15 protein-coding genes are annotated in these 24,281 nt (G+C 71.1%); 10 read left to right on the forward strand and 5 right to left on the reverse strand.

Features of this window, described 5'->3' with window-relative positions; translation table 11 throughout:
- The first annotated feature begins 157 nt into the window (after window positions 1-157).
- The 5 genes from AC1RL8_RS28915 (at window position 158) to AC1RL8_RS28935 (ending at window position 12,116) form a co-directional block, all read left to right on the forward strand.
- The gene (locus tag AC1RL8_RS28915) at window positions 158-316 is read left to right on the forward strand and encodes a hypothetical protein (protein ID WP_167394958.1); all 159 of its coding nucleotides are present in this window, start codon (window positions 158-160) and stop codon (window positions 314-316) included.
- 29 nt (window positions 317-345) lie between these two features.
- On the forward strand, window positions 346-2,535 hold the full coding sequence (locus AC1RL8_RS28920; protein WP_492687372.1) for a catalase: 2,190 nt from the start codon (window positions 346-348) through the stop codon (window positions 2,533-2,535).
- A gap of 226 nt (window positions 2,536-2,761) precedes the next feature.
- The gene (locus AC1RL8_RS28925; protein ID WP_492687371.1) at window positions 2,762-4,873 is read left to right on the forward strand and encodes a CHAT domain-containing protein; all 2,112 of its coding nucleotides are present in this window, start codon (window positions 2,762-2,764) and stop codon (window positions 4,871-4,873) included.
- A gap of 41 nt (window positions 4,874-4,914) precedes the next feature.
- Window positions 4,915-6,633, forward strand: a complete 1,719-nt coding sequence (locus tag AC1RL8_RS28930; protein ID WP_492687370.1) for a ShlB/FhaC/HecB family hemolysin secretion/activation protein — start codon at window positions 4,915-4,917, stop codon at window positions 6,631-6,633.
- A gap of 2 nt (window positions 6,634-6,635) precedes the next feature.
- On the forward strand, window positions 6,636-12,116 hold the full coding sequence (locus AC1RL8_RS28935) for a two-partner secretion domain-containing protein (protein ID WP_492687369.1): 5,481 nt from the start codon (window positions 6,636-6,638) through the stop codon (window positions 12,114-12,116).
- A gap of 7 nt (window positions 12,117-12,123) precedes the next feature.
- Here AC1RL8_RS28935 and AC1RL8_RS28940 read toward each other — a convergent pair whose 3' ends face one another.
- Entirely contained in the window at window positions 12,124-12,990 is an 867-nt protein-coding gene (locus AC1RL8_RS28940; protein WP_492687368.1) for a glycosyltransferase family 25 protein, read from the reverse strand.
- A 47-nt stretch (window positions 12,991-13,037) separates the two neighbouring features.
- On the opposite strand from AC1RL8_RS28940, the gene AC1RL8_RS28945 reads away from it, so the two are divergent.
- Entirely contained in the window at window positions 13,038-14,780 is a 1,743-nt protein-coding gene (locus AC1RL8_RS28945; protein ID WP_492687386.1) for a galactosyltransferase-related protein, read from the forward strand.
- Here the strand turns inward: AC1RL8_RS28945 and AC1RL8_RS28950 are convergent.
- The 4 genes from AC1RL8_RS28950 to AC1RL8_RS28965 form a co-directional block, all read right to left on the reverse strand.
- The gene (locus AC1RL8_RS28950; RefSeq protein WP_492687367.1) at window positions 14,738-15,517 is read right to left on the reverse strand and encodes a hypothetical protein; all 780 of its coding nucleotides are present in this window, start codon (window positions 15,515-15,517) and stop codon (window positions 14,738-14,740) included. The two genes, AC1RL8_RS28945 and AC1RL8_RS28950, sit on opposite strands and share 43 nt — an antisense overlap.
- Window positions 15,518-15,523: 6 nt before the next feature.
- Entirely contained in the window at window positions 15,524-17,512 is a 1,989-nt protein-coding gene (locus AC1RL8_RS28955; protein WP_492687366.1) for a hybrid sensor histidine kinase/response regulator, read from the reverse strand.
- Window positions 17,509-18,522: an ABC transporter substrate binding protein gene (locus AC1RL8_RS28960; protein ID WP_492687365.1), complete on the reverse strand. Its 1,014-nt coding sequence runs from the start codon at window positions 18,520-18,522 to the stop codon at window positions 17,509-17,511. Before AC1RL8_RS28960 ends, AC1RL8_RS28955 begins: the two co-directional genes overlap by 4 nt.
- A gap of 226 nt (window positions 18,523-18,748) precedes the next feature.
- A complete protein-coding gene (locus AC1RL8_RS28965; protein ID WP_492687364.1) occupies window positions 18,749-20,656 on the reverse strand; it encodes an ATP-binding response regulator in 1,908 nt (635 codons plus the stop codon).
- Between the two features lie 164 nt (window positions 20,657-20,820).
- Between AC1RL8_RS28965 and phnD (AC1RL8_RS28970) the strand changes: the two genes are divergently transcribed.
- From phnD (AC1RL8_RS28970) to AC1RL8_RS28985, 4 genes are all read left to right on the forward strand, one after another.
- Entirely contained in the window at window positions 20,821-21,870 is a 1,050-nt protein-coding gene (gene phnD / locus AC1RL8_RS28970) for a phosphate/phosphite/phosphonate ABC transporter substrate-binding protein (protein WP_492687385.1), read from the forward strand.
- 20 nt (window positions 21,871-21,890) lie between these two features.
- Window positions 21,891-22,904 carry a phosphate/phosphite/phosphonate ABC transporter substrate-binding protein gene (gene phnD / locus AC1RL8_RS28975; protein WP_492687384.1) on the forward strand — a complete coding sequence of 338 codons (1,014 nt, stop codon included), beginning with the start codon at window positions 21,891-21,893 and terminating at the stop codon, window positions 22,902-22,904.
- Window positions 22,905-23,167: 263 nt separating this feature from the next.
- On the forward strand, window positions 23,168-23,545 hold the full coding sequence (locus tag AC1RL8_RS28980; protein WP_492687363.1) for a DUF2628 domain-containing protein: 378 nt from the start codon (window positions 23,168-23,170) through the stop codon (window positions 23,543-23,545).
- Window positions 23,546-23,658: 113 nt separating this feature from the next.
- Window positions 23,659-24,281, forward strand: a 623-nt coding sequence (locus AC1RL8_RS28985; protein WP_492687362.1) for a type VI secretion system Vgr family protein, incomplete at its 3' end; no start/stop codon positions are given.

Here is a 24,281-nt window from a genome sequence, read left to right on the forward strand (position 1 = left end):
GGCTCGCGCCTGTCGGCGCCCTCCTACCGGTGACGCCCACCTTCTCCCACAGACGGGGAGGGGCGGCCACTACGGCCCGCGCACCGGGCCCCACCTAAGCTTCCTCTTTGCGGATTTGCCGGCTTGCGGCCCCGCTTCTCTCGGAGGGAAAAACATCATGGAAATCTCGGCACTGTTCGATTCGCTCATGGGCACCTGGGGCGACGACATCCTGATCTGGGCGGTGGCTGCCGTGACCGCCTGCATCGGCCTGATCGCCGTGGTGAACGTGCTCGACATCTTCATCGGCAGCGGCAACAGCAACGAGGCCGGCTGAGCCGACCCGCATCGATGCCCAGAACCCCGATGTCCCCCCAGAACAAGGCCGCCGCAGGCCGCCGCGCCAGCACCGCCAAGACCGGTGACGGCGCCAACGCCAAGCAGTTGCAGCTCGAGGGTTTCACCACCGAGCACCCCACGCACCTGACGACCAACCAGGGCCTGCAGGTTCCCGACAACCACAACTCGCTCAAGGCGGGCGTGCGCGGGCCGACGCTGCTCGAAGACTTCATCCTGCGCGAGAAGATCACGCACTTCGACCACGAGCGCATTCCCGAGCGCGCCGTGCACGCGCGCGGCTCGGCGGCGCACGGCTACTTCCAGGTCTACCAGTCGATGTCGCAGTACACCTGCGCCGACTTCCTGCAGGACCCGGATGCCAAGACGCCCGTGTTCGTGCGCTTTTCCACCGTGGCCGGCTCGCGCGGCTCGGCCGACACCGTGCGCGACGTGCGCGGCTTCGCCGTCAAGTTCTACACGCGCGAGGGCAACTACGACCTCGTGGGCAACAACATCCCCGTGTTCTTCATCCAGGACGCGATGAAGTTCCCCGACCTCATCCACGCCGTGAAGCCCGAGCCGCACCACGAGATGCCGCAGGCCGCGAGCGCGCACGACACCTTCTGGGACTTCGCCTCGCTCATGCCCGAGAGCACCCACATGCTGATGTGGGCCATGAGCGACCGCGCCATTCCGCGCAGCCTGCGCATGATGGAAGGCTTCGGCGTCCACACCTTCCGCTTCGTCAATGCGCGCGGCGAGAGCCACTTCGTGAAGTTCCACTGGAAGCCCAAGCTCGGCGTGCACGGCCTCGTGTGGGACGAGGCGCAGAAGATCGCCGGCAAGGACCCCGACTTCCACCGCCGCGACCTCTGGGAAGCCATCGAGCAGGGCCACTTCCCCGAGTGGGAACTCGGCGTGCAGCTCATCGCGCCCGACAAGGCCGAATCGCTGGGCTTCGACCTGCTCGACCCGACCAAGCTGATCCCCGAAGAGATGGTGCCCGTGCAGCGCATCGGCAAGCTGGTGCTCAACCGCAACCCCGACAACTTCTTTGCCGAGACCGAGCAGGTGGCCTTCCACCCGGGCCACGTCGTGCCGGGCATCGACTTCAGCAACGACCCGCTGCTGCAGGGGCGCCTGTTCAGCTACACCGACACGCAGATCTCGCGCCTGGGCGGCGCCAACTTCCACGAGCTGCCGATCAACAAGGCCGTGTGCCCGTTCCACAACATGCAGCGCGACGGCATGCACCGCCAGACCATCGCGCGCGGCCAGGTCGCCTACGAGCCCAACACGTTGGGCAGCGGCACCGAGTTCCGCGTGGACGGCGGCAGCCACGGCTTTCAGTCGTTCCCCGAAGAGATCGAGTCGCCGAAGGTGCGGCGCCGCAGCCCGTCGTTCGACGACCACTTCACGCAGGCGCGCCTGTTCTTCAACAGCCAGAGCATGGCCGAGAAGGAGCACATCGTCGCGGCCTTTCGCTTCGAACTCTCGAAGCTCGAAGTGCCCGCGATCCGCCAGCGCATGGTCGACAACCTTGCGCACGTGGACGAGAAACTCGCACGCCGCGTGGCCGAGCCGCTGGGCATCGGCGAGCCCGACGCGAAAGCGGCCGCAGGGTACTCGGGCTTTCGCGAACACCGCATCGAGTTGCCCATCGACGAGTCGCCCGCGCTGCGCATGAGCGACGGCAGCGCCGACGGCGTGGTGCGCACGCGCAAGGTCGCGATCCTCGTGGCCGACGGCGTCGACTCGGCCTCGCTGAAGCCCATCCGCGACGCGCTCGAGCAGGTGGGCGTGCTGTGCAAGGTGGTGGGCCCGAAGCTCGGCACCGTGGCCAGTGCTTCGAAGCGCCAGATCGACGTCGACATGACCTTCACGAACACCGCCTCGGTGCTGTTCGACGCCGTGCTCGTGCCCGCCGGTGCCGAGGGTGCCGCCGCGCTCGCGGCGCAGGGCGATGCCGTGCACTTCGTGCTCGAGGCCTACAAGCACTGCAAGGCGATCTGCGCGGTGGGCGAGGGCGTGCAACTGCTGGCGACACTCGGCGTCACGGCCGAGGGCGAGGCGCCGGCCGGCGTGGTGGTGGCCGAAACGCCTGTCACGAACCTGGGCGACGCCACGGCGGCGACGCAGATCGCGCACGACTTCATTGCAGCGATCGCGAAGCATCGGCACTGGGACCGACTCAACATCGACAGCGTGCCCGCATAGCGTGAGCAGGCTCTACGCCATTTGCGCTAGACCGTATTGCGAATAGGCGAGGTGAACACCCGCTCCTAGACTTTCCCACGAGGCCTGAACGGCGCGCACTCCCGCGGCGTCGAGCGTTCGCGGCAGCGAGTGCATGGGTCGAGGGGGTTCAATGGCGTGGTTTTCGAGATGGGGATGTGCGCATCCGGCGCGTCGCCGTGCCGGTCTTGCCGGTGCGGTCGGCCTGGTGGGTGTGCTGCTTCTGGGCCCCGGCGGTCCTTCGGCGCTGGCACAACGTCCGGCGCCACCACCTGCGACTCCCGCTGCTGTGGCGGGCGGCCCGAATGCCGAGGCCGCGGCCGACCGGATGGCGCAGGCGCGGCTGGCCGACACCGACACGCTGCTGGCCCTGACCAGCGAAGGCGCGGTGCTCTACGGCCAGGACGCGGTCAAGCTCTCGGGCTATCAATACTGCAGCCAGGCGGTCGCATTGGCCGAGGCGGGCGAGTTCCGCCAGAGCGTGCGCGCCGCGAGCAAGGCGCTGCACCTGGCCAACGCCACCAGCGACCCGAACCTGCGCGCCGTGGCCAACCGCGACCTGGCGATCGTCTACAGCTACTCGGGCCAGCTCGAGAAGGCCGAGGAGTTCGCGCGCGAAGCGCTGCGCCACACCGCGCGCGACCCCAAGCTGGTGGTCGGCCCGGTGCAGAAGGTGATCGGCGACGTGCGCACGCGGCGCGGCGACTTCGCCGGCGCGGTGCTCAGCTACGACGAGGCGCTGGCCAACAGCTCGCCGCGCTACGCGCCGCTGGTGCAGGCCTCGCTGGTCAACGCGCTCATCGAATCGGGTGACGCGGCACGCGCACGCCAGGTGCTCGGCGACATGGCCGAGCCGCGCGAAGCGCCGCTGGCCGCACAGCTCGAACGTACGCGCGCCCGCCTGCTGCTGGCCGAGAACAAGCCGGCCGAGGCACGCGACAAGTACCGTGCGCTCACCACGCGCCAGGTCGGCACCGACACTGCCTACTACCGGCTCTGGGCCTGGGACGGCGTGGCGCGCAGCGAACTCGCGCTGGGCCAGAAGCAGGCCGCGGCCGAGGCGGCGGGCCGCGCGCTGGCCGACGTCGACCAGGTGCGCGCGCGCTTTCGCAGCGAAGAAGTGAAGATGGGCCTGTTCTCCGACCTGCAGTCGGTGTTCGAGCGCGGCGTGGCGGTGTACAGCGAGGCGGGCGATCCGCAGCGCGCCTTCGAGGTCAGCGAGCACAGCCGCTCGCGCGCGCTGCTCGACGCGGTGCGCGGGCGCGCCAAGCTCAGCGAATCGTCGGCCGGCACGGTCGGCGTGGCCGCGCTGCAGCGCACGCTGGCGGCCGACGAGCGCGTGGTGCAGTACCACGCGCTGCCCGACCGTCTCATGGTCTGGGTCGTGGGGCCGGACAGCATTGTCGAAAAGCGCATCGCGGTGAAGCGCGAGGAGCTCACTGAACTCGTCGAGACCTTCCGCAATTCGATCGTGCGCGGCCGCCGCGCGGCCATCACGAACGCCGACAAGCTCGGCGCCGCGCTGCTCGGCCCGCTGGGCCTGGCGCCGGGCCAGCGCGTGGTGGTGGTGCCGCACGGGCCGCTGCACTACCTGCCGTTCCAGGCGCTGCGCCTGGACGGGCGCTACCTCATCGAGACGCACCCGGTGTCGGTGGCGCCGTCGATCAGCATCGCGGTGCAGCTGGCGCAGCGCACGCCGCGCGTGAACGCGTCGCTCACGGCCTTCGGCAATCCGCGCATCGAGGACAAGTACGACCTGCCGGGCGCCGAGACCGAAGTGAAGCAGCTCGCGCAGCTGTTCCCGCGCAACACGGTGTACATGGGCGCGGCCGCCACCAAGACGCAGTTCCGCGACGTGGCCTCGCGCTCGCCGCTGATGCACGTGGCGGCGCACGCCGAGGCCGACGAGGTCGATCCGCTGTACTCGCGCATCCTGCTGGCCAACGAAGGCGGCAAGCAGAACTTTCTCGAGGCGCACGAGATCCTCGCGCTGCCGATGGACGGCACGGCGCTGGTCACGCTGTCGGCCTGCGAGTCGGGCCTGGGGCGCATCGCGCAGGGCGACGAGGTGCTGGGCTTCACGCGCTCGTTCCTCTCGGCCGGCAGCTCCAGCCTCATCGCCTCGCTGTGGCCCGTGTCGGACGACGCCACCGCCGTGCTCATGGGCACGCTCTACGGCGAGCTCGCCAAGGGCCGCGACATCCAAAAGGCCATGCAGGCCGGACAACTGGCCGTGCTGAAGGACCCCAAGATGTCCCACCCCTTCTTCTGGGCGCCGTTCAACCTCATCGGCAACTGGCGCCTCACCGTGGGAAGCTGACCATGTCTTCGCCACGCTCCCTCCTGCAAAGAAGCACTGCCATGGCCCCTGCGATCCGCCTTCGTCCACGGCCCACGCCGGTCGCTCTCGCCGCCATGGCACTCGTCGGCGCCACGCTGTGGGTCGCCATGCCCCGCGCCCAGGCGCAGGAAGCCACCACGCTGTTGCCCACCAAGGACCCGTGCGGCAGCTGCGACCGCCCCGTCGCGCAGGCCACCGGCGCCGTCGCCCCGCAAACCCTGCCCGCGCCGCCACAGCGCGCCTCCGCGGGCAGCTTCAAGCTCACCGACCTGCGCCTGAACGGCGTGAAGGCGCTGAGCAACGAAGAGCTGCAGACCATCACCGCGCCCTACATCGGCCGCGACGTCACGCTCGGCGACCTCGAAGGGCTCGCGCAGGCCATCACCACGCGCTACAAGGAACGCGGCTACTTCCTCGCGCAGGCGGTGGTGCCGGTGCAGACCGTGCGTGACGGCATCGTCGAGATCAGCATCATCGAAGGCCGGCTCGGCAAGGTCGACGTGCTGGTCGCGCCCGAGGCGCCGATCAGCGAGGCGCGCGTGCGCGGCTTCCTGGCGGCGCTGCAGCCGGGCGAGGCGGTGAACGCGCCGGCCTACGAGCGCGCCATGCTGCTGCTGTCGGACCAGCCCGGCCTCAAGGTGTCGTCCAGCCTGCAGGAAGGCGCGCAGGCCGGCACCACCGACCTGTCGGTGGAGGTCGAGGCCGGCGCGCGCTGGGCCTTCTCGGCCGAAGCCGATAACCACGGCACCAAGGAGGCAGGGCGCTACCGCGTGGGCGGCACGGCGCGCTGGCTCAGCCCCTTCGGCATCGGCGACAACCTCGATGCGCGCCTGCTGCTGTCCAACAGCAACGCGCTGCAGTACGGCCGCGTGGCCTACGAGGCGCCGCTGGGCACCAGCGGCCTGCGCGCGGGCATCGGCATCTCGCGCGTGAGCTACGACCTGGGCGGCAAGTTCGTCGACCTCGACGCGCGCGGCCGCGCCGACGTGCTCGACGTGTCGCTCAACTACCCGCTGATCCGCCAGCGCCAGCAGAACCTGTTCCTGCGCTTCACGGCCGACGTGAAGGACCTCACCGACGAGCTGCGCGGCGTCGACTTCACGGCCAAGAAACGCGTGCAGGGCTTCGGCATCGGCTGGGCCTGGGAGCGGCGCGACGAGGTGCTGGGCGGCGGCTACTGGGCCAGCTCGGGCACGCTGTACCACGGCGACCTGTCGATCCGCGACGCACAGAGCTTCCAGTCCGACCAGCAGTTCGGCGGGCGCCACACCGAAGGCGGCTTCACCAAGCTGAGCTTCCAGGTGTCGCGGCTGCAGGCCATCGTGCCGCGCCACTCACTGTACTTCTCGGTCGGCGGGCAGTGGGCCAGCAAGAACCTCGATGCCTCGGAAAAGCTCGCGCTCGGCGGCGCGCGCGCGGTGCGCGCCTACCCCTCGGGCGAACTGCTGGTGGACCAGGGCCTGATCGGCACCTTCGAATACCGCTGGGCAGCCACCGACGAGATCACGCCCTACCTGTTCTACGACGCGGCACGCGGAAAAATCGCGCGCCATCCCTCGCCCTTCGACGGCGAGAACTCCCACAGCCTGCGCGGCTACGGCATCGGCCTGAGCTGGTCGCGCCCGGGCAACTTCTCGATCAACGCCACGCTCGCCTGGCGCGCCGGCACACCGCCCGCGCAGACCGACGGCGGCGGGCGCAACCCGCGGCTGTACGTGCAGCTGCAGAAGGCGTTCTGACCATGAAGCCCCGCACCCCCTTCCAACCCCGGCATCCGCTGCGCCCGCTGGCGCTTTCGATTGCCTGCATGGGCCTGGCCCCGGCGCTGGCACAAACCATCCTGCCGAGCTTCGGCCCGAACGGCTACACCACGCAGGGCGGCGTGACCGTGGGCACCACCACGTCGGCCACCAGTGTGGGCGGACAGGCGCTGGGCATCTCGCAGTCGTCGCTGCGCGCGATCATCAACTGGAACAGCTTCTCCATCGGTGCCAAGGACGCGGTCAACATCAGTCAGTCGATGGGCGCGTCCAGCATCCTGCTCAACCGCGTGACGGGCGGCGAGCTCTCGACCATCGCCGGCCAGCTCACGGCCAACGGGCGCGTGTTCCTCGTCAACCCGAGCGGCGTGGTGTTCAGCCAGGGCGCGACGGTCAACGTGGGCGGTCTCGTGGCGTCCACGCTGGCACTGAACACCACCGACAACGACTTCCTCACTGCTGCCAGCACCAAGCTCGATTTCCTGCGCGACGACGCCAACGCCAAGGTGGTGAGCAACGCCGGTGTGCTCACCGCCGTGGGCGGCCCCGTGGTGCTGATGGGCGCCGAGGTGACCAACACCGGCCGCATCGTCGCCGACCACAGCACCGTGGCGCTGGCCTCGGGCCGCAGGATCAGCTTCGACCTGGGCAACGACGGACTCACCAACCTCGTGGTCGCGGCCGAGGCCATGGCCGCCACCAGCGCCAAGGTGGTGAACGCCGCGGGCGCCACCTTGCAGGCCGACGGCGGGCGCGTGATGCTCATCGGCAGTTCCACCACGGCGGGCGAGCTGGTGGTGAACCAGTCGGGCACGGTGCGCGCGCGCACGCTGGAGAACGTCAACGGCGAGATCGTGCTCGGCGCCGGCAGCAACAACCGCATCGAGATGAACGGCGGCACGCTCGACGCCACCGGCATGGGCGCGGGGCAGCACGGCGGCACCATCCGCATCGCGGCGGGGCAGGTGCGCATCGAAGGCACGGGCGGCGGCGACCAGCGCGCGGTGATCGACGCCAGCGGGCAGGCCGGCGGCGGCAGCGTGTCGGTGCGTGGCTACGACGTGGCGCTGTCGTCTACCTCGGTGCTGCGCGCCGACGCCACCACGGGCGGCGCCGGCGGCACCGTCACCACGGCCAGCGCCCAGGGCCAGACCCTGGTGGGCGAAGCCGATCCGGCGCCCGAGCGCGAGTCGCGGCTGCAGGCCTACGGCGAGATGACCGCGCGCGGCGCGGGCGCCGGCAAGGGCGGCGCGATCTCGAACGAGGCCGATGCGGTGCGCGTGCAGGCCGTGCGCGTCGACTCGGGCGGCGGCGCGCAGGGCGGTGCCAACGGCAGCTGGACGGTGAACGCGAAGCAGTCCGACCTGGGCATCGTCGAGGCCGCCAACGTGCCGGCGTATGACAGCAAACTGCCGGCCTTCACCGGTGGCACCGTGAGTGCCGGCAGCATCGGCGACACGCTGGGCCGCGGCACCGACGTGACGCTGGCGAGCGGGCGCACCGGCCTCGGCGCGGGCGTGACCTTTGCGCCCGGTGTGCAGGTCGTCAAGAGCGAGGGCGGCACGGCGCGGCTGCGCGTCGATTCGGCCGGCAGCATCGTGATGAACGAGGGCTCGGCCATCACATCGCAGCAAGGCGCGCTGCACGTCGACTTCAACGCCGACGCGACCGGCCGCGTCGCCACCAACGCGAAGAACATCAACAACAGCAGCGGCAACCCTTCTGCGGAGACCGACTATGCCGGCGCCATCGTGCTGACCGGCGCGACCATCGCGGCCAACGGCGGCGACGTGCGCTTCTTCGGCCAGGGCGACGCGCAGAACGGCCGCGCCATCGGCGGCATCGTCCCGCTCGGCGGCGACACCGGCGACTTCGTGTGGCGCGACGGCGTGACGCTCGCCGGCAGCCAGGTCACCACCGGCGGCGAAGGCCGCGTGGCGATGCGCGGCCAGGGCCGCACCTGGATCGACGACCAGAACAACAGCGACTTCATCTTCCGCGGCAGCAACGGCGTGTCGATCACGGGCGGCACGGTTGAAGCGGGCGCCGGCGGCCTGCAGCTCGACGGCCTCGCGGGTTACGGGCGCAGCGGTGTCGCCATCGGCAGTGGCGCGGTGCTGAAGTCGGTGGGCGACATCGGCATCAAGGGCCAGGGCCCGACCTGGACTTCCAACATCGGCGGCGCCGCGGTGGGCACCAGCACGGCGGTCGTCATCGACGACGCCACCGTCGCCGGCGAGCGCGACGTGCGCATCGAAGGCCAGGGCGCCAACCTCGACGGCCTGCGCACCGACACCGGCTTCGCGGCGGGGAACATGTCGGCCGGCGGCGGCAACGGCGTCGCCATCCGCGGTGCGGTCTCGGCCGGCGCGGGGCGGCACATCGACGTGATCGGCCACGCGGGCAGCGAAGGCTTCAGCGCCACGCTCGGCAGCCCCGACATCATCATCACGCCGTCCACCACGCCCACCTACGGCGTGGCCGTGACCGTCGATGGCGACCGTCCGACTGCGCTGCGCACCAGCGGCGGCACCATCGCCATCGACGCCCAGGGCACCGACATCTCGATGCGCATGGTCACCTCCTTCTCCGGCGTGGGCACCAGCGTCGGCACGCTGGCCTCGGTGGCCAGCGACAGTGGCAAGGGCGGCAGCATCTCGGTGCAAGGGCGCAACGTGCTCATCGACGGCGCCACGAATTCCGACGGCTCGCCCGCGGTGGCGCGCCTGGACGCCAGCGGCGCGACCGGCGGCGGCAGCATCGACATCGCGGCCACCAACGCCATCGCCCTCGGCGGCAACACGCGCCTGGAAGCCAACGCGGGCACGGGCGCGGGCAACGGCGGCAGCATCAAGGTGGTGGCGACCGAGTCGCTGCGCGCGCATGGCCAGCTCTCGGCGCGCGGCGGCGTGGCCGGCGGCGACGGCGGGCGCATCGAGACCTCGGCCGGGCGCTTCGACCTGCGCGGCGCGCGCGTCGACGCGTCGGCACCGGTGGGCGCGGCGGGGCAGTGGTTCATCGACCCCTTCGACCTCACCATCGCCCACGGCACGGCTGCGGGCACGCTGCCGACCAACCCCTACGACGCGGTCGCCAACTCGACCATCCAGGACGGCGACATCAACACCGCGCTGAACGGCGGCACCAGCGTGAAGATCACGACGGGCACCGGCACGGGCGGTGGCGGTGTCATCACGCTCGACGCCGACGTCGACATCAACTACACCGGTTCCAAGGGCCCGCTCACGCTGCAGCTGGACGCCGCCAGCGGCATCCAGACGCGCACGCCCGGCACCACCATCCGCGCGACCGGCGGCGACGACCTGAACGTGGTGATGAACGCGGGCGTCAACCCCGACGGCACGCCCTCGGGCAACAGCGGCTTCATCGACTTCGGGGGCAACATCCTCACGCAGGGCGGCAGCGTGACGATGAACGCGCTGGGCACGGGCACGCCCGGCAGCGGCTTCATCCGCCTGAACGGCGGGCAGGTCATCACCGACGGCGGCAACGTGTCGCTGCTCAGCGGCCAGCCCGGTGCGCCCACCGGCACCGTGGTGCTCACGCAGGACGTGCAGGTCGACACGCGCGTCGGCCAGAGCGACGCGGGCGCGGGCGGCAACGTGCGCATCGAGGGCGGCGACGTGCTGCTGCAGGGCGCGCGCATTGCCAGCGCCACCGGCAACGTGGACATCCGCGGCACCTCGACCACCTGGGACAGCGGCGTGGTCATCACCAGCGGCCAGATCGGGCCGAGCACCATCAGCACCACCAGCGGCAACGTCACGGTGCAGGGCGTGGCGCGGCGCCAGGCCTCGTCGACCTTCGCGGCGGCGCACGGCGTGCTCATCAACGGCGGCAGTTCCATCACCACCGGCAGCGGCAACATCGCGGTGCGCGGCTACAACTTCAACAACGACCCGTCGGCGCCGGGCGTGACCGAAGACAGCGGCGTGCGGCTGGAGAACGGCGCGCAGCTCGTCACCACGGGCGGGGGCAACATCGAGGTCACGGGCCGTTCGCAGAACGGCGGGCGCGGTGTCGTGCTGCAGGCCGGCGGCGCGCCGACCGCGCCGGGTGCGCTGCCCGGCATCCGCAGCAGCGGCAACGTGCTGCTGCGCGCGAGCAACGACGGCAGCGGCGATTCGATCGTGATCGAGGCGCCGGTGGTCGCGGCCGGCACCATCGACCTGCGCCCGGGCGGGGTCGATGTCAACATGGTCGCGTCGGACGACACGGCCACGCCCATCGTGCTGGGCGGCCCGACGGTCAACGGCTTCTCGGTGTCGGGCGCGGAGTTCGCGCAGCTGTCGGCGCCGACCATCGTCGCGGGCAGCACCACGCACGCGGGCGCCGTCACGGTGGCGGGCGCGCTCACGACCTCGGGCGCGCTCACCCTGCAGAACGAAGGCGGTGGCGGCGGCATCGCGCTCAACGCGCCGGTCTCGGCCGCGACGCTGGGGCTGCTGTCGGGCGGCAACGTGAGCCAGTCGGGTGCGGGCACGATCACGGCGGGCACGCTGCTCGCGCGCTCGCGCAACGGCAGCGTCGATCTGCGCAACCCGGGCAACGACGTGGCCACGGTGGGCGGCGGCGCGGCGGGCGGCTTTGCCTACGTGGACGCGAACGCGGTCACGATCGGGCCGGTGTCGGTCACGGGCTTCGATGCGGCGGGCAACCTGCCGCAGGTCACGTCGGCCGATTCGATGGCCGCCAACACCGTGTTCGTGCGCACGCTGAGCGGCGACCTCACGCTGGGCGCGCCGGTCAGCAGCAGCAACGGCACCGACCTCGTGGCGGCGGCGCGCTTCCAGAACCCGGGCGGCCATGGCATCTCGGGCGCGCTGTGGCGCGTGTGGGCCGACACCTGGGTGGGCGAAACGCGCGGCGGCCTGGCCGGCTCGGGCCCGCTGCCCAACTTCTATCACTGCGCCTACCTGGGCCTGTGCACCGTGAGCGTGACGCCGGGCGACAACCACTTCATCTACGCGCAGCAGCCGACCGCGACCATCGTGATCGCCGACGCGTCGCGCACCGTGGGCGCGCCCAACCCGTTCTTCATCTACAGCATCACCGGCCTGATCCTGGGCGACACCGGGGCGGGCTTCAGCGGCTCGATGTTCTCGCCGGCGCTGCCGGGCAGCCCGCCGGGCCTGTACCCGATCAACGGCAGCTTCACCTCGGCCGAGGGCTACGCCGTGCGCGTGGTGCCGGGCCAGCTGCGCGTGAGCGGCCTGCCGCTCTTGCCTTCGGTGGACGTGGTGCGCGAGCCGCTGACCTCGTACCTGTACGACCGGAACATCGGCCAGGCGCCGATCTGCCTGGCCACCGGGCCGTTGGACGGCGACCGCGCGCAGCAGGGCGCCGACGTGCTGGCGCGCGAATGGTCGCGCGTGCGCTCGCGGCCCAACCTGCTGAGCTGCGTGAACACCGAGCGGCGCAACGGCTGTTCGGATTTCTGAGAAGGTGTCAGCGCGGCGCGTGATCGCGGGCCGTGAGCACGAAGAGCTGCGCCATCAGGTCCGCGAGCAGCCGCAGCTGCGGGTCGTCGGTGAGCGGGGCGTGACGCCACGGCGCGACATGGGCCTCGAGGCCGTCGAGCGGCCCTGCGAAGAACAGGCGCCGCAACGCACCGCCGAGCACGTCGTGCGCGGCCGATTCCGAAGGGCTGCCGAGGGTGCTGTCGGCATGGCTGCCCCATGCCGGCGTGGCGAGGAAGGGCGAGAGCACCACGCCTTGCAGGCGGCCGTCGCGCAGGAAGCCGCCCAGCGTCAGGTCGTAGGGCTGCAATGGCCCGTGCGCGAGCGCTTCCTGCAGCAACGCGGGCAGCACGCGCAGGCCCTTCGGCGTGACGACGTAGGCGACCGCGCCCCAGTTGTAGAGCGTGCGCGCGTCGAGAAAGTCGATGCCCGACAGCGCATGGCGCGGCGCACCACTTCCTTGCGGCGGCAGGCGCCGCTGCAGGCTGTGCCAGAGCGCGAGCAGGTGCTGCGTCGAGGTCACGGGCTGGCACTCGAGGAACGCGATGTCGCAGCCTTCCGCTTCCAGTTGCGCGAGCGCGCCGCTGCGCAGCACGGTCGGCAGGGCCTCGCTGAGCTGTGCGTCGTCTTCGAGCACCAGCAGCGCTTCGTCGGGGTTCGCGCGCGCGAGGGCTTCGGTGTGCGAGAGGAAGCAGGCGCGCTCGCCGGGCGTGATCGCCGCGCTGCTGGCCGCGAGCGTCTGCGCATCGATGGCGGCCAGGCGGTGCACCTGCGTCAGCCCGAGCCGCTGCAGCTGCGCGTCCATCGCGGCGCGACGCTCGGTGCTTCGCTCGAGGTTGATGTAGCAGCCTTGCATGGGCATCTCCGGTGCGTCATCGCTGAAGGAGCGATGCAGTGAACATCATGGCGTCGGAAGGTCGAGAGGCTGACACGAACCGTCCGTGGCTCAGCGTCGTGTTGCCTTTCTACCGCAAGCTTGCCGACTTCGAGCGCGTGCTGCCGATGAATGCGGGGTATTGGGCGCGGCCCGGCATCGAGGTGGTGATCGCGCTCGACGAGCCCGGCGAGGAGGCGGGTGTGCTGGCGCTGGTCGAACGCTTTCCGCAGATCCGCTGGAAGGTGCTCGTCAACGACGTCACGCATGCATGGCGCCCGCCCTGCAAGGCCATCAACGCCGGTGTGCGCCGCAGCGCGGGGCGCTTCGTGCTGGTCCACTCGCCCGAGTCCGCCTACGCCGGCGATGCGCCGGCCCTGTTGCTGCAGGCGGCGATGGGGCACGCGCGCGGCGTGGCGGTCGGCCGCGTCGGCTTTGCGCGCTTCGACGAACTCACGGACACCCTCGAGACCGTCTTCGCACGCCAGGTGCCGCCCGAGCTGCTGCTGCAGACCTTCTACGGCTCGCTGTGCTGCGCGCGCGAGGCCTTCGAGGCCGTGCACGGCTACGACGAATCCTTCGAAGAATGGGGCGGCGACGACGACAACCTGCGCGTGCGCCTGGAGATGGCGGACTGGCAGCTGCTGGCCTGCCCGGGCGCGCACCTGCTGCACCTGTCGGATGAAACGCGCACGGGCGGCGAGCAGTTCGACCGCGACGTCGACTGGATCAAATGCACGCCGCACGAGGCGCGCGCGGGCGATGCCGGCTGGGGTCGTGACTTCGACCGCATCGCACGCGACGACAGCGCCCGCGCGTGGTCCGCCGAAGCGCCGGGCTGGCCGGCCGCCGCACCCGTGGTGCCGATGGGCTCGCGCCGCCAGTGCGAAGTCTGCGCACGCCTGCTGCACCACGAGCCCAGCGCTTTTCATTGCCCGCGGTGCGCGCCCCCACCGATCGCACCGCGTCTCACCTCGCGGCTGCGCATCGTCTGCGTGCTGCAGCTGCGCAACGAGGCGCGCTGTCTGCCGGGCTGCCTCGACCACCTGCGCGGCCATGTGGACGGCATCGTCGCGCTCGACGACGGTTCGACCGACGGCACCGCCGACATCCTGCGGCGCGAGCCGATGCTGCTGGAGCTGCTGTCGAACCCGCCGAGCGATGACGCCACGCACGTCTGGCGCGAGAACGAGAACAAGCGCCGCCTGCTCGAAGCGGCGCGCCGCCACGGCGCGGGCTGGGTGCTGGTGTGCGATGCCGACGAGCGCTACGAGCAGCTGTTCCTGCGCCACCTGCACGCCACCGTCGATTCGCTGCCGGACAACCAGCTCGCGAGCCTGTCGCTCGTGTCGTGTGAGCTCTGGAATTCGCCCGACGCCTGGCGCAGCGACGGGCCATGGGGCCGCAAGTCGCGCGCGCGGCTGTTCCGGTTGCCGCAGCAGATCTCGTTTGAATCGAGCTCGGAACTGCACGGCCCGTGGCTGCCCGACGACGCGCAGCGCCACGGCCCGATGTTCTACAGCCGCTACCGGCTCTACCACCTGAAGAGCATCCGGCATGCGGACCGCGTGGCGCGGCGCGACCTGTACACGCGGCTCGATCCGGCGCGGCAGTTCCAGGCTATCGGCTACGACTACCTCGCGCAAGAAGGGCCGGGGCTGCAACTGAGTCGCATCGAGGCCGACCGCGACTACGACCGCCGCACCTTGCCGCCCGACCTGCAAGCGGCTCAGCCGCCCAGCCCCAGCGTTCTCGCGAAGTCGCCGCGGTAGGTGCGCAATCCCTGGTGCGACAGCCGCGAGCGCGTGTCGACATGCACGCGCCCGCCGATCGATTGCCAGCGCCGGCAGAAGCCGTAGTCCTCGCTGAGGTAGCGCCCGTTGCCCGGTTCGGCGAACACGTCGAAGAAGCGGTAGTGCGGCCGCGCCGCGGCGACCGGGTCGTCCATGCGGTCGGGCGTGTAGCGCAGCTCGGGCAGCGCCTGCGCCATCTGCTCGAGCACGCGGCGCGCGATCAGCATGAAGCCGGTGGGCGCGTCCAGCACTTCAAGGAAACCGTCGGCGTCCACGCGCGCGCCCGCATCGTTCACGTTGACCGGAAACGCCGCATGCAGCGCCTCGAAGTCGGCGCGCGTGGTGCCGGCCGGCAGCGGCGCGCGCAGGCCGCCTTCGGGCCAGCCGTCGCTCTTGTGCGGGTACACGCCGGCCACCACGTCGCGGCCCGCGCCCAGCAGCCGCAGCGCGGCCTCGGGCTCGAAGCCGATGTCGGCGTCGATCCAGAACAGGTGCGTCCAGCGCGTGTCGGCCAGGAACTCGGCGGCCAGCCGGTTGCGCGCGCGCGTGATGAGGCTGTCGCCGTCGAGAAAGCGCGTCTGCATCGCGAAGCCGTGGGTCCACGCGAGGTTCACCAGGCCGAGCAGGCTGCGCGCGCACTCGGTGCCGACCGCGCCGCCGTGGCAGGGCGTGGCGACAAAGGGGCGGACGTCTTTCAGGTCGATGGCGGTGGGCATGAGTGGTCAGGCGCCGGGCGCATGGCGCCGCGTGGTGAGTAGTGCGCGCAGCTTGGCCGGCGCCACCGGTTTGGTCAACAGCGTCACGCCGCCGTGGCGCAGCCGCTGCAGCACCTCGGGCCCGGTGGCGCCCGACACCAGAACGGCGAGCGCGCCGGGCTGCAGGCGGCGGGCGGCATCGATCACTTCCACGCCGTCGGCGTCGCCGGCCAGCTGCAGGTCGCACAGCACGGCGTCGTAGACGATGTCGCCGGTGCCCAGCCGCGCGAGGGCCTCGGCGCCGGTCGTGACGCATTCGACTTCGCACCCCCATTGCGTGAGCAGCGCGTGGGTGCCGTCGAGGATGGCGGGGTCGTCATCGACCACGAGGCAGCGCAGGCCCGCCAGCGGCGCGGGCGCGACCGGGGCGGGCTCGGGCGGCGCGACGTCGGCCTTGCGTGCGGGCGGCAGCGTGAACGCGAAGGTGCTGCCGGCCTGCAGCGCCGAGCGCACGGTGATGCGGGTGCCCAGCAAAGTGGCGATGCGCGCGCAGATCGCCAGCCCCAGGCCGAAGCCGCGGCGGCGGTCGCGCTCGGTGTTGGCCACCTGGTAGAACTCTTCGAAGATGCGGCCCTGATGGATGGGCGCGATGCCCACGCCGTTGTCGCGCACCTCGATGCGCACGCCGGCCCGGCTGCGCCGCGCGGCCACCAGCACGGTGCCGCCTTCGGGCGCGTGGCGCAGCGCGTTGGCCACCAGGTTGCCGACGATGCGCTGCACCATCGCCGCGTCGCTGCGCACCGCCAGGCCGCGGTCGCGCCAGTGCAGCCGCACCTGCGCGGCGCTCGCGGCGGGGGCGTGCTGTGCGTCGAGCTGGTCGAACAGCGCGGCCAGCGAGACGCGCGTGATGGCGGGCGTGAGCACCTGCGCGTCCAGGCGCGAGATTTCCAGCAGATCGTCCAGCAGCACGCCCATGAAGCCGGTGCTCTCCTGCAGCCGCAGCACGGCCGGGCGCTGGGCCTCGGTGGCGCTGGGCAGCAGGCCGTCGATGAACAGACCCATGGCGTGCAGCGGCTGGCGCAGGTCATGGCTTGCGGCGGCCAGGAAGCGCGCGCGCGACAGGGCGGCCTGCTCGGCCTCGGCCATGCGCTGCAGCGCGACGGCGGTGGCTTCGCGCACGCGCTCCTCGCTCACCTGGCGGTTGTATTGCAGGCGCTCGGCGAGGCGGTCGATGTCGTGCGCGAGCACGGCCAACTCGTGCGTGCCGCGCGTGCCGCCTTCGACCACGTCGCAGCGCACCTCGAAGTGGCCGGCCTCCAGCGCCGCCACGGTGCGCGACACGCGCCGCAGCGGGCGCGCCACCGTGCGCGCCATGTGGCGCACCGAGGCCCACGCCGCCAGCAGCGCGACCAGCGCGATGCCGATGCCGGCGATGAGCGAGCGGCTGCGCTCGTGCGTGTAGGCGGTGGTGTCGCGGAAGGTCTGCACCAGCCCGATGGGCGTGTCGCCCGCCGCGGTGGAGCCGGCCGGCGCGAAGGCGCTGGCGCGCGAGGCTTCGCGCAAGGTGACCGGCGCGCTGAACATGCGCAGCTGCGCGAGCGATTCGTTCTTGGGCCCGGCCGTGACGTACACGCCGGCGCTGTTGCTGATCTCCACCCGCGTCACCTGTCCGCCGCGCAACGCCGCCGAGGCCACGTTCTGCAGCGCCGGCAGGTCGCCCGCGTACAGGCTCAGGTCGGACATCGCCGCCACCTGCCGGGCGACGGCCTGGCCTTCGGCGTCGAAGGCGGCTTCGAGCGTCTGCAGCCGGTTGTGCGTGAACCAGCCGGTGAGCGCCAGCGCCACCGCCGCGCAGGGCACGACGCCCAGACGGAACAGATCGCGCTGCAGGTTGCCGCGCACCACCAGCGAAGTGGCGGCCGGTGGTGGAGGGGGCGGTGGCGATTCGGTCGCCGTGGCCGCGCCCGCCGCCGTCGGGCGGGACAGCGGGCCTGGGGGGACCGGCGTGGTGCTCATCGCGGGGCTGCGAGTCGTTCGGTGAGCTCCCGTTCCTCCGGCGGACGCAGGCCGAGCCCGCGTGCCACGGTCGCGTTGATCCGCACGGTGGCCGGCGTGGCCGCCTCCACCAGCGGGCTGCTGTTGCTGCCGGTGCTGCCGGCGCTGGCCACTTTCTGTCCGAGCTGGCGCGCTTGCTGGGCCAGCTGGCCGGGCGTGGAGACCGCCGCCGCCAGGCCGCCCGAGCGCACCAGGCCCTCGCTGGCGCCGAACACCGGCAGGCCCGCGCCGGCGCCGGCATGCAGCACCGAGAGCGTGGCGGCCTGGCTGTCGCCGATGAGGTCGGGCAGCACCATGAGGGCGTCGCTGCGCGGCACCAGCGCGCGCAGCGCGGTGGCCAGCGAGCGGGCGTCGGGCGCGATCTCGACCTGCAGGTCCCAGGCCGGGTTGGCGTTCTGCGCGGCGCGCTGCAACTCGCGCACCAGCGGTTCGGATTCGGGCGTGGCGATGACGCCCAGGCGGCGCTTCTGCGGCAGCACGGCGTTCACCAGCGCGAGCTGGTCGGCCATGGCCGGGTCGCGCAGCAGCACGCCCACGCGCCGGTCGCCGCGCCGCAGGGCGGCGGGGCTGGCGGTCTTCAGGGTCTCGTAGTCGAGCCGGCTCAGCATCGCCAGCACCAGCGGCTCGGCGCCGGGCCGTTCGAGGGCGGCGCGCGCAGCGGCGGTGCCGACCGCCACGGTGAGGCCCGCGTCGCTCGCGGTGCGCAGGCTGCGCGTGCGCACGCCGGTGTTGGCGGCGGGCTCGGTGTCGGCGCTGGCCGGCTCCGCGGCCGGGGCGCCCGGTCCGATGCGCACGAGTTCGAACTTGCCGGAGGCCGACTGGCCGGTGCGCAATTGCTGCACGAACTCGGCCGACGCGGCCTGGTCGTCGCCGACGAGCACCGTCAGCGTGGCCGCCGATGCCACGCGCGGCGCGGCGGCCAGGCACAGCACGAGGCCGAAGGCCAGCAGCGCGTGGACAGCACGGTGCACTCTTCCGGAGAAAAGCGGAATGGGGAGGTTCACAGCGACGGACATGGACTGCTTTGTGCAGCGAGAGGCAATGGTCCAATGTAAGGACGCGCCCTGTTTCCCGCGATAAGGCGGAGGGCTTATGCCCGCATGCGCGAGGGCCTGCGCGTGTGAGGAAGATCACACCGCGGCGGCTGCTTGGTCTATGTCCGACGGACTACCCGGCGCCTACCGGGAAGGTACCGTGTCAGAGGCCCGCCGCAATCACCAGCGCGGCCGCGCGCTGCGCCTGGATCGCCTGGCGCAGCACGCGCGGCGACACCGGCTTGTAGAGCACGGCGATGCCGGCGGCGGCCACCTCGCGCAGCCGGTCGGGCTTGGTCTCGCCGGTGACCAGCAGGCGCGCGGTGCCGGCACCGATGCCGTTCGGGTGGCGCTCGAGCGCGGCGATCACATCGAGGCCGTTGTCGCCGCCCTGCAGCAGCAGGTCGCTCACCACCACGTCGGGCGGCGTGTCCCAGTGGTCGGCCAGCGCCAGTGCCTCGGCGCGCGTCTGCGCGGCCAGCACCGTGGCGCCCCAGTTGGACAGCACCACGCTCAGGCCTTCGAGGATCGTGCGCTCGTCGTCGATGACCAGGATGCGCAGGTCCGCCAGGCTGTCGCCGTGGTTGTCGTCGTCGGCGGTGGCCGCCGCGGGGGCCTGCGCCACCGGCGCCGGCAAAGCGACGGGCGCCGCGCGCACCTGCACGCGCACGCAGGTGCCCTTGTTCAGGCGCGAGCTGAGCTCGACGCGCGTGTTCAGCAGCTCGGCCAGCCGCTGCACCGTGGCCAGCCCCAGGCCCATGCCGCGCGCGCCGCCGGGTGCGTTGCTGCGGTTGGCCGGCTCGACCTGGTAGAACTCCTCGAACACCCGCGCCTGGTGGTGCGCGGCAATGCCCACGCCGGTGTCGACCACGTCGATGCGCACGCCCTTGCCGCGGGCGCGCGCGCCGATCAGCACGCCGCCCTCGACCGTGTGGCGCAGCGAGTTCGACACCAGGTTGTTGAGGATGCGCGAGAGCATCACGTAGTCGCAGCGCACCCACAGCTCGGTCTTGCGCACCACCAGCCGCAGGCCCTGCTGCTCGGCCACGGGGCGGAAGTTGCGGCTGATCTCGTCGAACAGCCGGTCCAGCGGAAAGTCGGCCCACTGCGGCTGCAGCACGCCGGCGTCGAGCTGCGACAGGTTCAGCAGCTCCGAGAACAGCCGGTCGAGCGAATCCACGCACTCGCGGATGTGGCCGATGCGTTGCAGCTTCACCGGGTCGGTCTCGCCGTTGGCCAGCCCGTCGGAGAACAGCGTGAGCGCATGCAGCGGCTGGCGCAGGTCGTGGCTGGCGGCGGCCAGCAGCCGCGTCTTGGCCTGGCTGGCCACCTCGAGCAGCTGGTTCTTGCGCGCCAGCTCGGCGGTGGCCTCGTTGATGCGGCTTTGCAGCAGCCGGTGGCTTTCGGCGAGCGCGCGCGCCGCCTGGTTGAAGCCATGCTGCAGATGGCGCACTTCGGAGGTGCCTTCGATCGCCACGCTGGCGGCCTCGCCTGCGCCGAGCCGGTCGACCGCCTCGCCCAGCGCGCGGATCGGCTCGCTGATGCGGCGCGCCGCCCACCAGCCCGCCAGCCCCACGCCCAGCAGGCTCATGGCCAGCACCAGCGCCACGTTGAGCCAGACCGAGCGGCGCGCGCTCTGCACCGCGTCCAAACCGATCTCGACCATCACCTTGCCGTTGTGCCGGCCGTCGTCGCTGACGATCGGAACCACCACCTGCAGGCCCTCGCCGCGCCGGCGGTCGACGGTTTCGGAGTTGGCGACGATCTCGCCGTCTTCCGTCCAGATCTGCACCTGCTGCACGTGCGGCTGGTAGGTGCCCGTCTGCGCGGTGCGCGCCAGCGCGCGGCGGTCCATGCGCGCCAGCGGGGCCTGCGCCACCGTGGCCACCTGCAGCGCCACCGTCTGCGCGTTGGCGCGCATCAGCTCGGTGAGGTTGCCCAGGTGCTGGCGCGTGAGCACCGCGATGGCCACCAGCGTGGCCGCCGTGGCCGGCACCAGCGCCAGCAGGATCAGCTGCTGGGCGAAGGTGAGGCGGGCCAGCCCGCGCAGGAGGCGGAAGTTCCAGTTCATGAAGGCCTTGAACGCATGGGGCGCGAGCTTAGGGCCACGGCCCCGAACAGGGAAGACCGGAAAAACATCACGAGAAAGACTCGCATTTGGGATGTAATGGCGTCCGCGTCGCCCATGTTAGACCCCGCCGGCTCGCCGCGGGCCCCGTGTCTTCCGCTCCTTTCATGCAGGCCTTCTTGCGTCGTTTCGGCAGTTTCATCAGCACCGGCCGCCGTGCGGCCCTGGCGCTGGCCGTGGGGCTCTTGCTGCTGCCGCTGCTGGCGGCGGCGCAGGCCTCGGCGTCCGCCGCGGACGCGCCGGTGCGCTTCGGCATCCTGCCGCTGGGCGGGGCCTTCGAGTCGCGCAGCGACTGGGACCCGCTGCTGGCCGAACTCAGCCGCGCCATCCAGCGGCCGGTGAGCGTGCTCTCGGTCAATTCGTACGAAGCGCTGGAGCAGGCCATCCAGCGCGGCGAAGTCGACATGGCGTTCCTGTCGGGAAAGATGGCGCTCGACGCCGTGAGCCAGAAGCGCATGAAGGTCGTGGCCCAGGTCGTGCGGCACGACGGCCTGCCCGGCTACCGCGGGCTGCTGCTCACGCGCAAGGCGCCGCCCTTCAACACGCTGAAAGACCTCGTCGACCAGCCCGAGCGCTGGCGGCTGGCGCGCGGCGAGCGGCAGTCGGTGTCGGGCTTCATCGTGCCGCAGCTGCAGTTCTTCCTGCCGAACCACATCGTCATGGAGACGCGCTTCCTGAGCGAGGTGGTTGGCACCCACCAGGCCAACGCGCTGGCCGTGGCCAACAACGAGGCCGACGTGGCCACCAACAACTCGGCCGACTTCGAGCGCTTCAAGCTGCGCTTCCCGGCCGAGGCGCAGCGGCTGCAGGTGCTGTGGGAGTCGGAGCTGATCCCGCACGCGCAGATCGTCGTGCGCCGCGAGTACCCGCCTGAGCTGCGCCTGCGCGTGCAGGCCTTCCTGGTCGCGTATGGCCGCGGCAAGGGAGCGCGCGGCGACGCCGAGCGCGTGGTGCTCAAGTCGCTGCACGACCTAGCGGGCTTCGTGGCCGCCGACAACAGCTCGCTGCTGCCCGCCGCCAAGCTGGCCTACCAGCTCGCCATGCAGAACGCGAAGACCGCGCAATGGGTCAACGACGCGGCGCGCCAGGCGCGGCTGCAGCGCCTGGAGAGCGGCTACGCCGAGCAGCTCGCCGTATTGAAGGATGTGAGCCCTTGAACCGCCGGACCCTGCTTGCGATGGCCCTGTCGTCGTCGCTGATGGCGCCATGGCCGGCGGGCGCGCAGCCCGCGCCGACGCCCGCCGCCAAGGGCACGCCGGTGATCAAGGAAGTGCGCTTCGGCGTGTTGCCGCTGGGCGGCACCGTCGAGTCGCGCGCCTTGTGGACGCCGCTCATGGCCGACATGAGCCGTGCGCTGGGCCTGCCCGTCAGCGCGTACTCGGTGCCGTCGTACGAAGAGCTCGACCGCGCCATCGGCCGCGACGAGATCGACATGGCCTTTCTCTCGGCCAAGATGGCGCTCGACGCCGTCATGCAGCGGCGCATGAAGGTGGTGGCGCAGATCGCGCGGCGCGACGGCATGCCCGAGCACCGCGCCGTGCTGCTGGCGCGCAAGACCGGACCGCTCAACACGCTCGAAGGCCTGCTGGCCCAGCCCGAACGCTGGCGGCTCGCGCGCGGCGACAGCCGCTCGGTCACCGGCTTCATCGTGCCGCAGAGCCAGCTCTTCCTGCCCAACCAGATCGAGATGGAAACCCGCTTTCGCAGCGAGTTCGTCGGCACCCACCAGGCCACCGCGCTGGCCGTGGCCAACGGCGACGCCGACGTGGCCACCAACAACACCACCGACTTCGAGCGCTTCCGCCAGCAGTTTCCGGTCGAGGCCGCGCGGCTGCAGGTGATCTGGGAATCCGAGCCGCCGCCCGGCGCGCCGATGGTGGTGCGCCGCGACTACCCGCCCGAGTTCCAGGCGAAGCTGCAGGCCTTCCTGGTCGGCTACGGCAAGGGCAAGGGTCCACGCGCCGACGCCGAGCGCGAGGTGCTGAAGAACCTGCGCGCGGCGTACGGCTACGTCGCGGCGGACGACAGCGCGCTGCTGCCGGAGGCCAAGCTGGAATACCAGCTGGGGCGCCAGCGCGCGTTGTCGGCGGCGTGGGTCAACGATGCGGCGCGGGAGCAGCGGCTGCAGCGCATCGAGAAGGCGTATGCGGCGCAGGTGGAGGCGCTGAAGGCGTCGAGCGCTTCGCGCTGAGGCACGGCCCGCGCAGGCCGCGCCCATGACAAATCACTCGCTTTGCGCGGGTATCTGAAGACACGTCGCGGCGGGCGACCATTGTTGTCAATGCAAACGCGTGGTGGCTTCCACACTGCGCGACCTCTTTCCGGGTGAAGGCTGTTGTCGTCGAAGGCGTTCTTGCGAACGGCTTTGCGCGGTGTGCGTTGCGCGTCGGAGAGAGGACGGGGCGAGAGCCCACATCCGACAACAACGATCTCTATCGGGAAGGCAGTCACGCAATGAAGACCTACAAGATATTCAAGGACCCCCTCGGCAGTGTGCAGGCCATCAAGGACGGCTGGAGCTGGCCGGGGTTTTTCTTCGGGGCGTTCTGGGCCCTTTTCCATCGCATGTGGTGGGTGGGGCTGGGCCTTATGGGCTTGGCGATGCTCATCATCCTCGGAGAAGACATCATAGGAACGGCAGCCACGGACGGGTTGCTCAACGTGCTTTCTGTCATCGTGTCGGTGGGGTTCGGCATGGGCGGGAACGCCTTGCGCGTGGGACAACAGATTCGCAGGGGCTATGAGGAGATCGCGGTGGTGCAAGCCGCCAATGTGGAGATGGCGCTGATTCAGGGGCATGCGGCAGCGGCAGCGAAGCCCGGGACGCTCTGAGAAAAATCTCACGCATGGTGAACGCGGTGCGTGGAGTTTGACGATTGTTATCAGTGTGATCGCGAGGCGACTCGCAAACTGCGCGACCTGTTTTCCTCCCAAGGAAGTCGTCGATGCCGCGCACGCTGTCCGTTTCTTCTGCTGCGATCCCTGTTGTTCTTGGTCAGGCCGCACTGGCGCCTGTGCGGCTGTCGGGGCATGAAGGGGTCAACAGCCTCTTTGCCTACGAACTGCTTCTCAAGACCCCGGATGCCCTGGCTCTGTCCGGCGTCTCTTCTGGCGCTGACTTCGACCTGGATGCCTTCATCGGCCAGGAGATCAGCTGCAAGATCGAGCTCGATGGCTCTTCCCCCCGCCAACTCAACGCCCTGATCACCGACGCAGCCCTGTGGGGCGAGGAAGGGCGCCACGCCCAGTACAAGCTCACCCTGCGTCCCTGGCTGCACCTGGCCACCCTGCGCACCGACTGCAGGATCTTCCAGAACCTCAGCGTCGTCCAGATCCTGGACGAACTCCTGGGCGGCTACGCCTTCCCCGTGGACAAACGCCTGATCGAGCACTACCCCGTGCGCGACTACCAGACCCAGTTCAACGAGAGCGACTTCGCCTTCCTTGCCCGCCTGTGCCAGGAATGGGGCATCAGCTACCACTTCGAACATTCGGACGGTAAGCACCGCCTGGTGCTCTCGGACGCCATGGGCGCCTATGCGGCTGGCGATCCGCTGTACGAGCATGT

The sequence above is a fragment of the Variovorax sp. GW822-FHT04E09 genome (assembly GCF_058800845.1).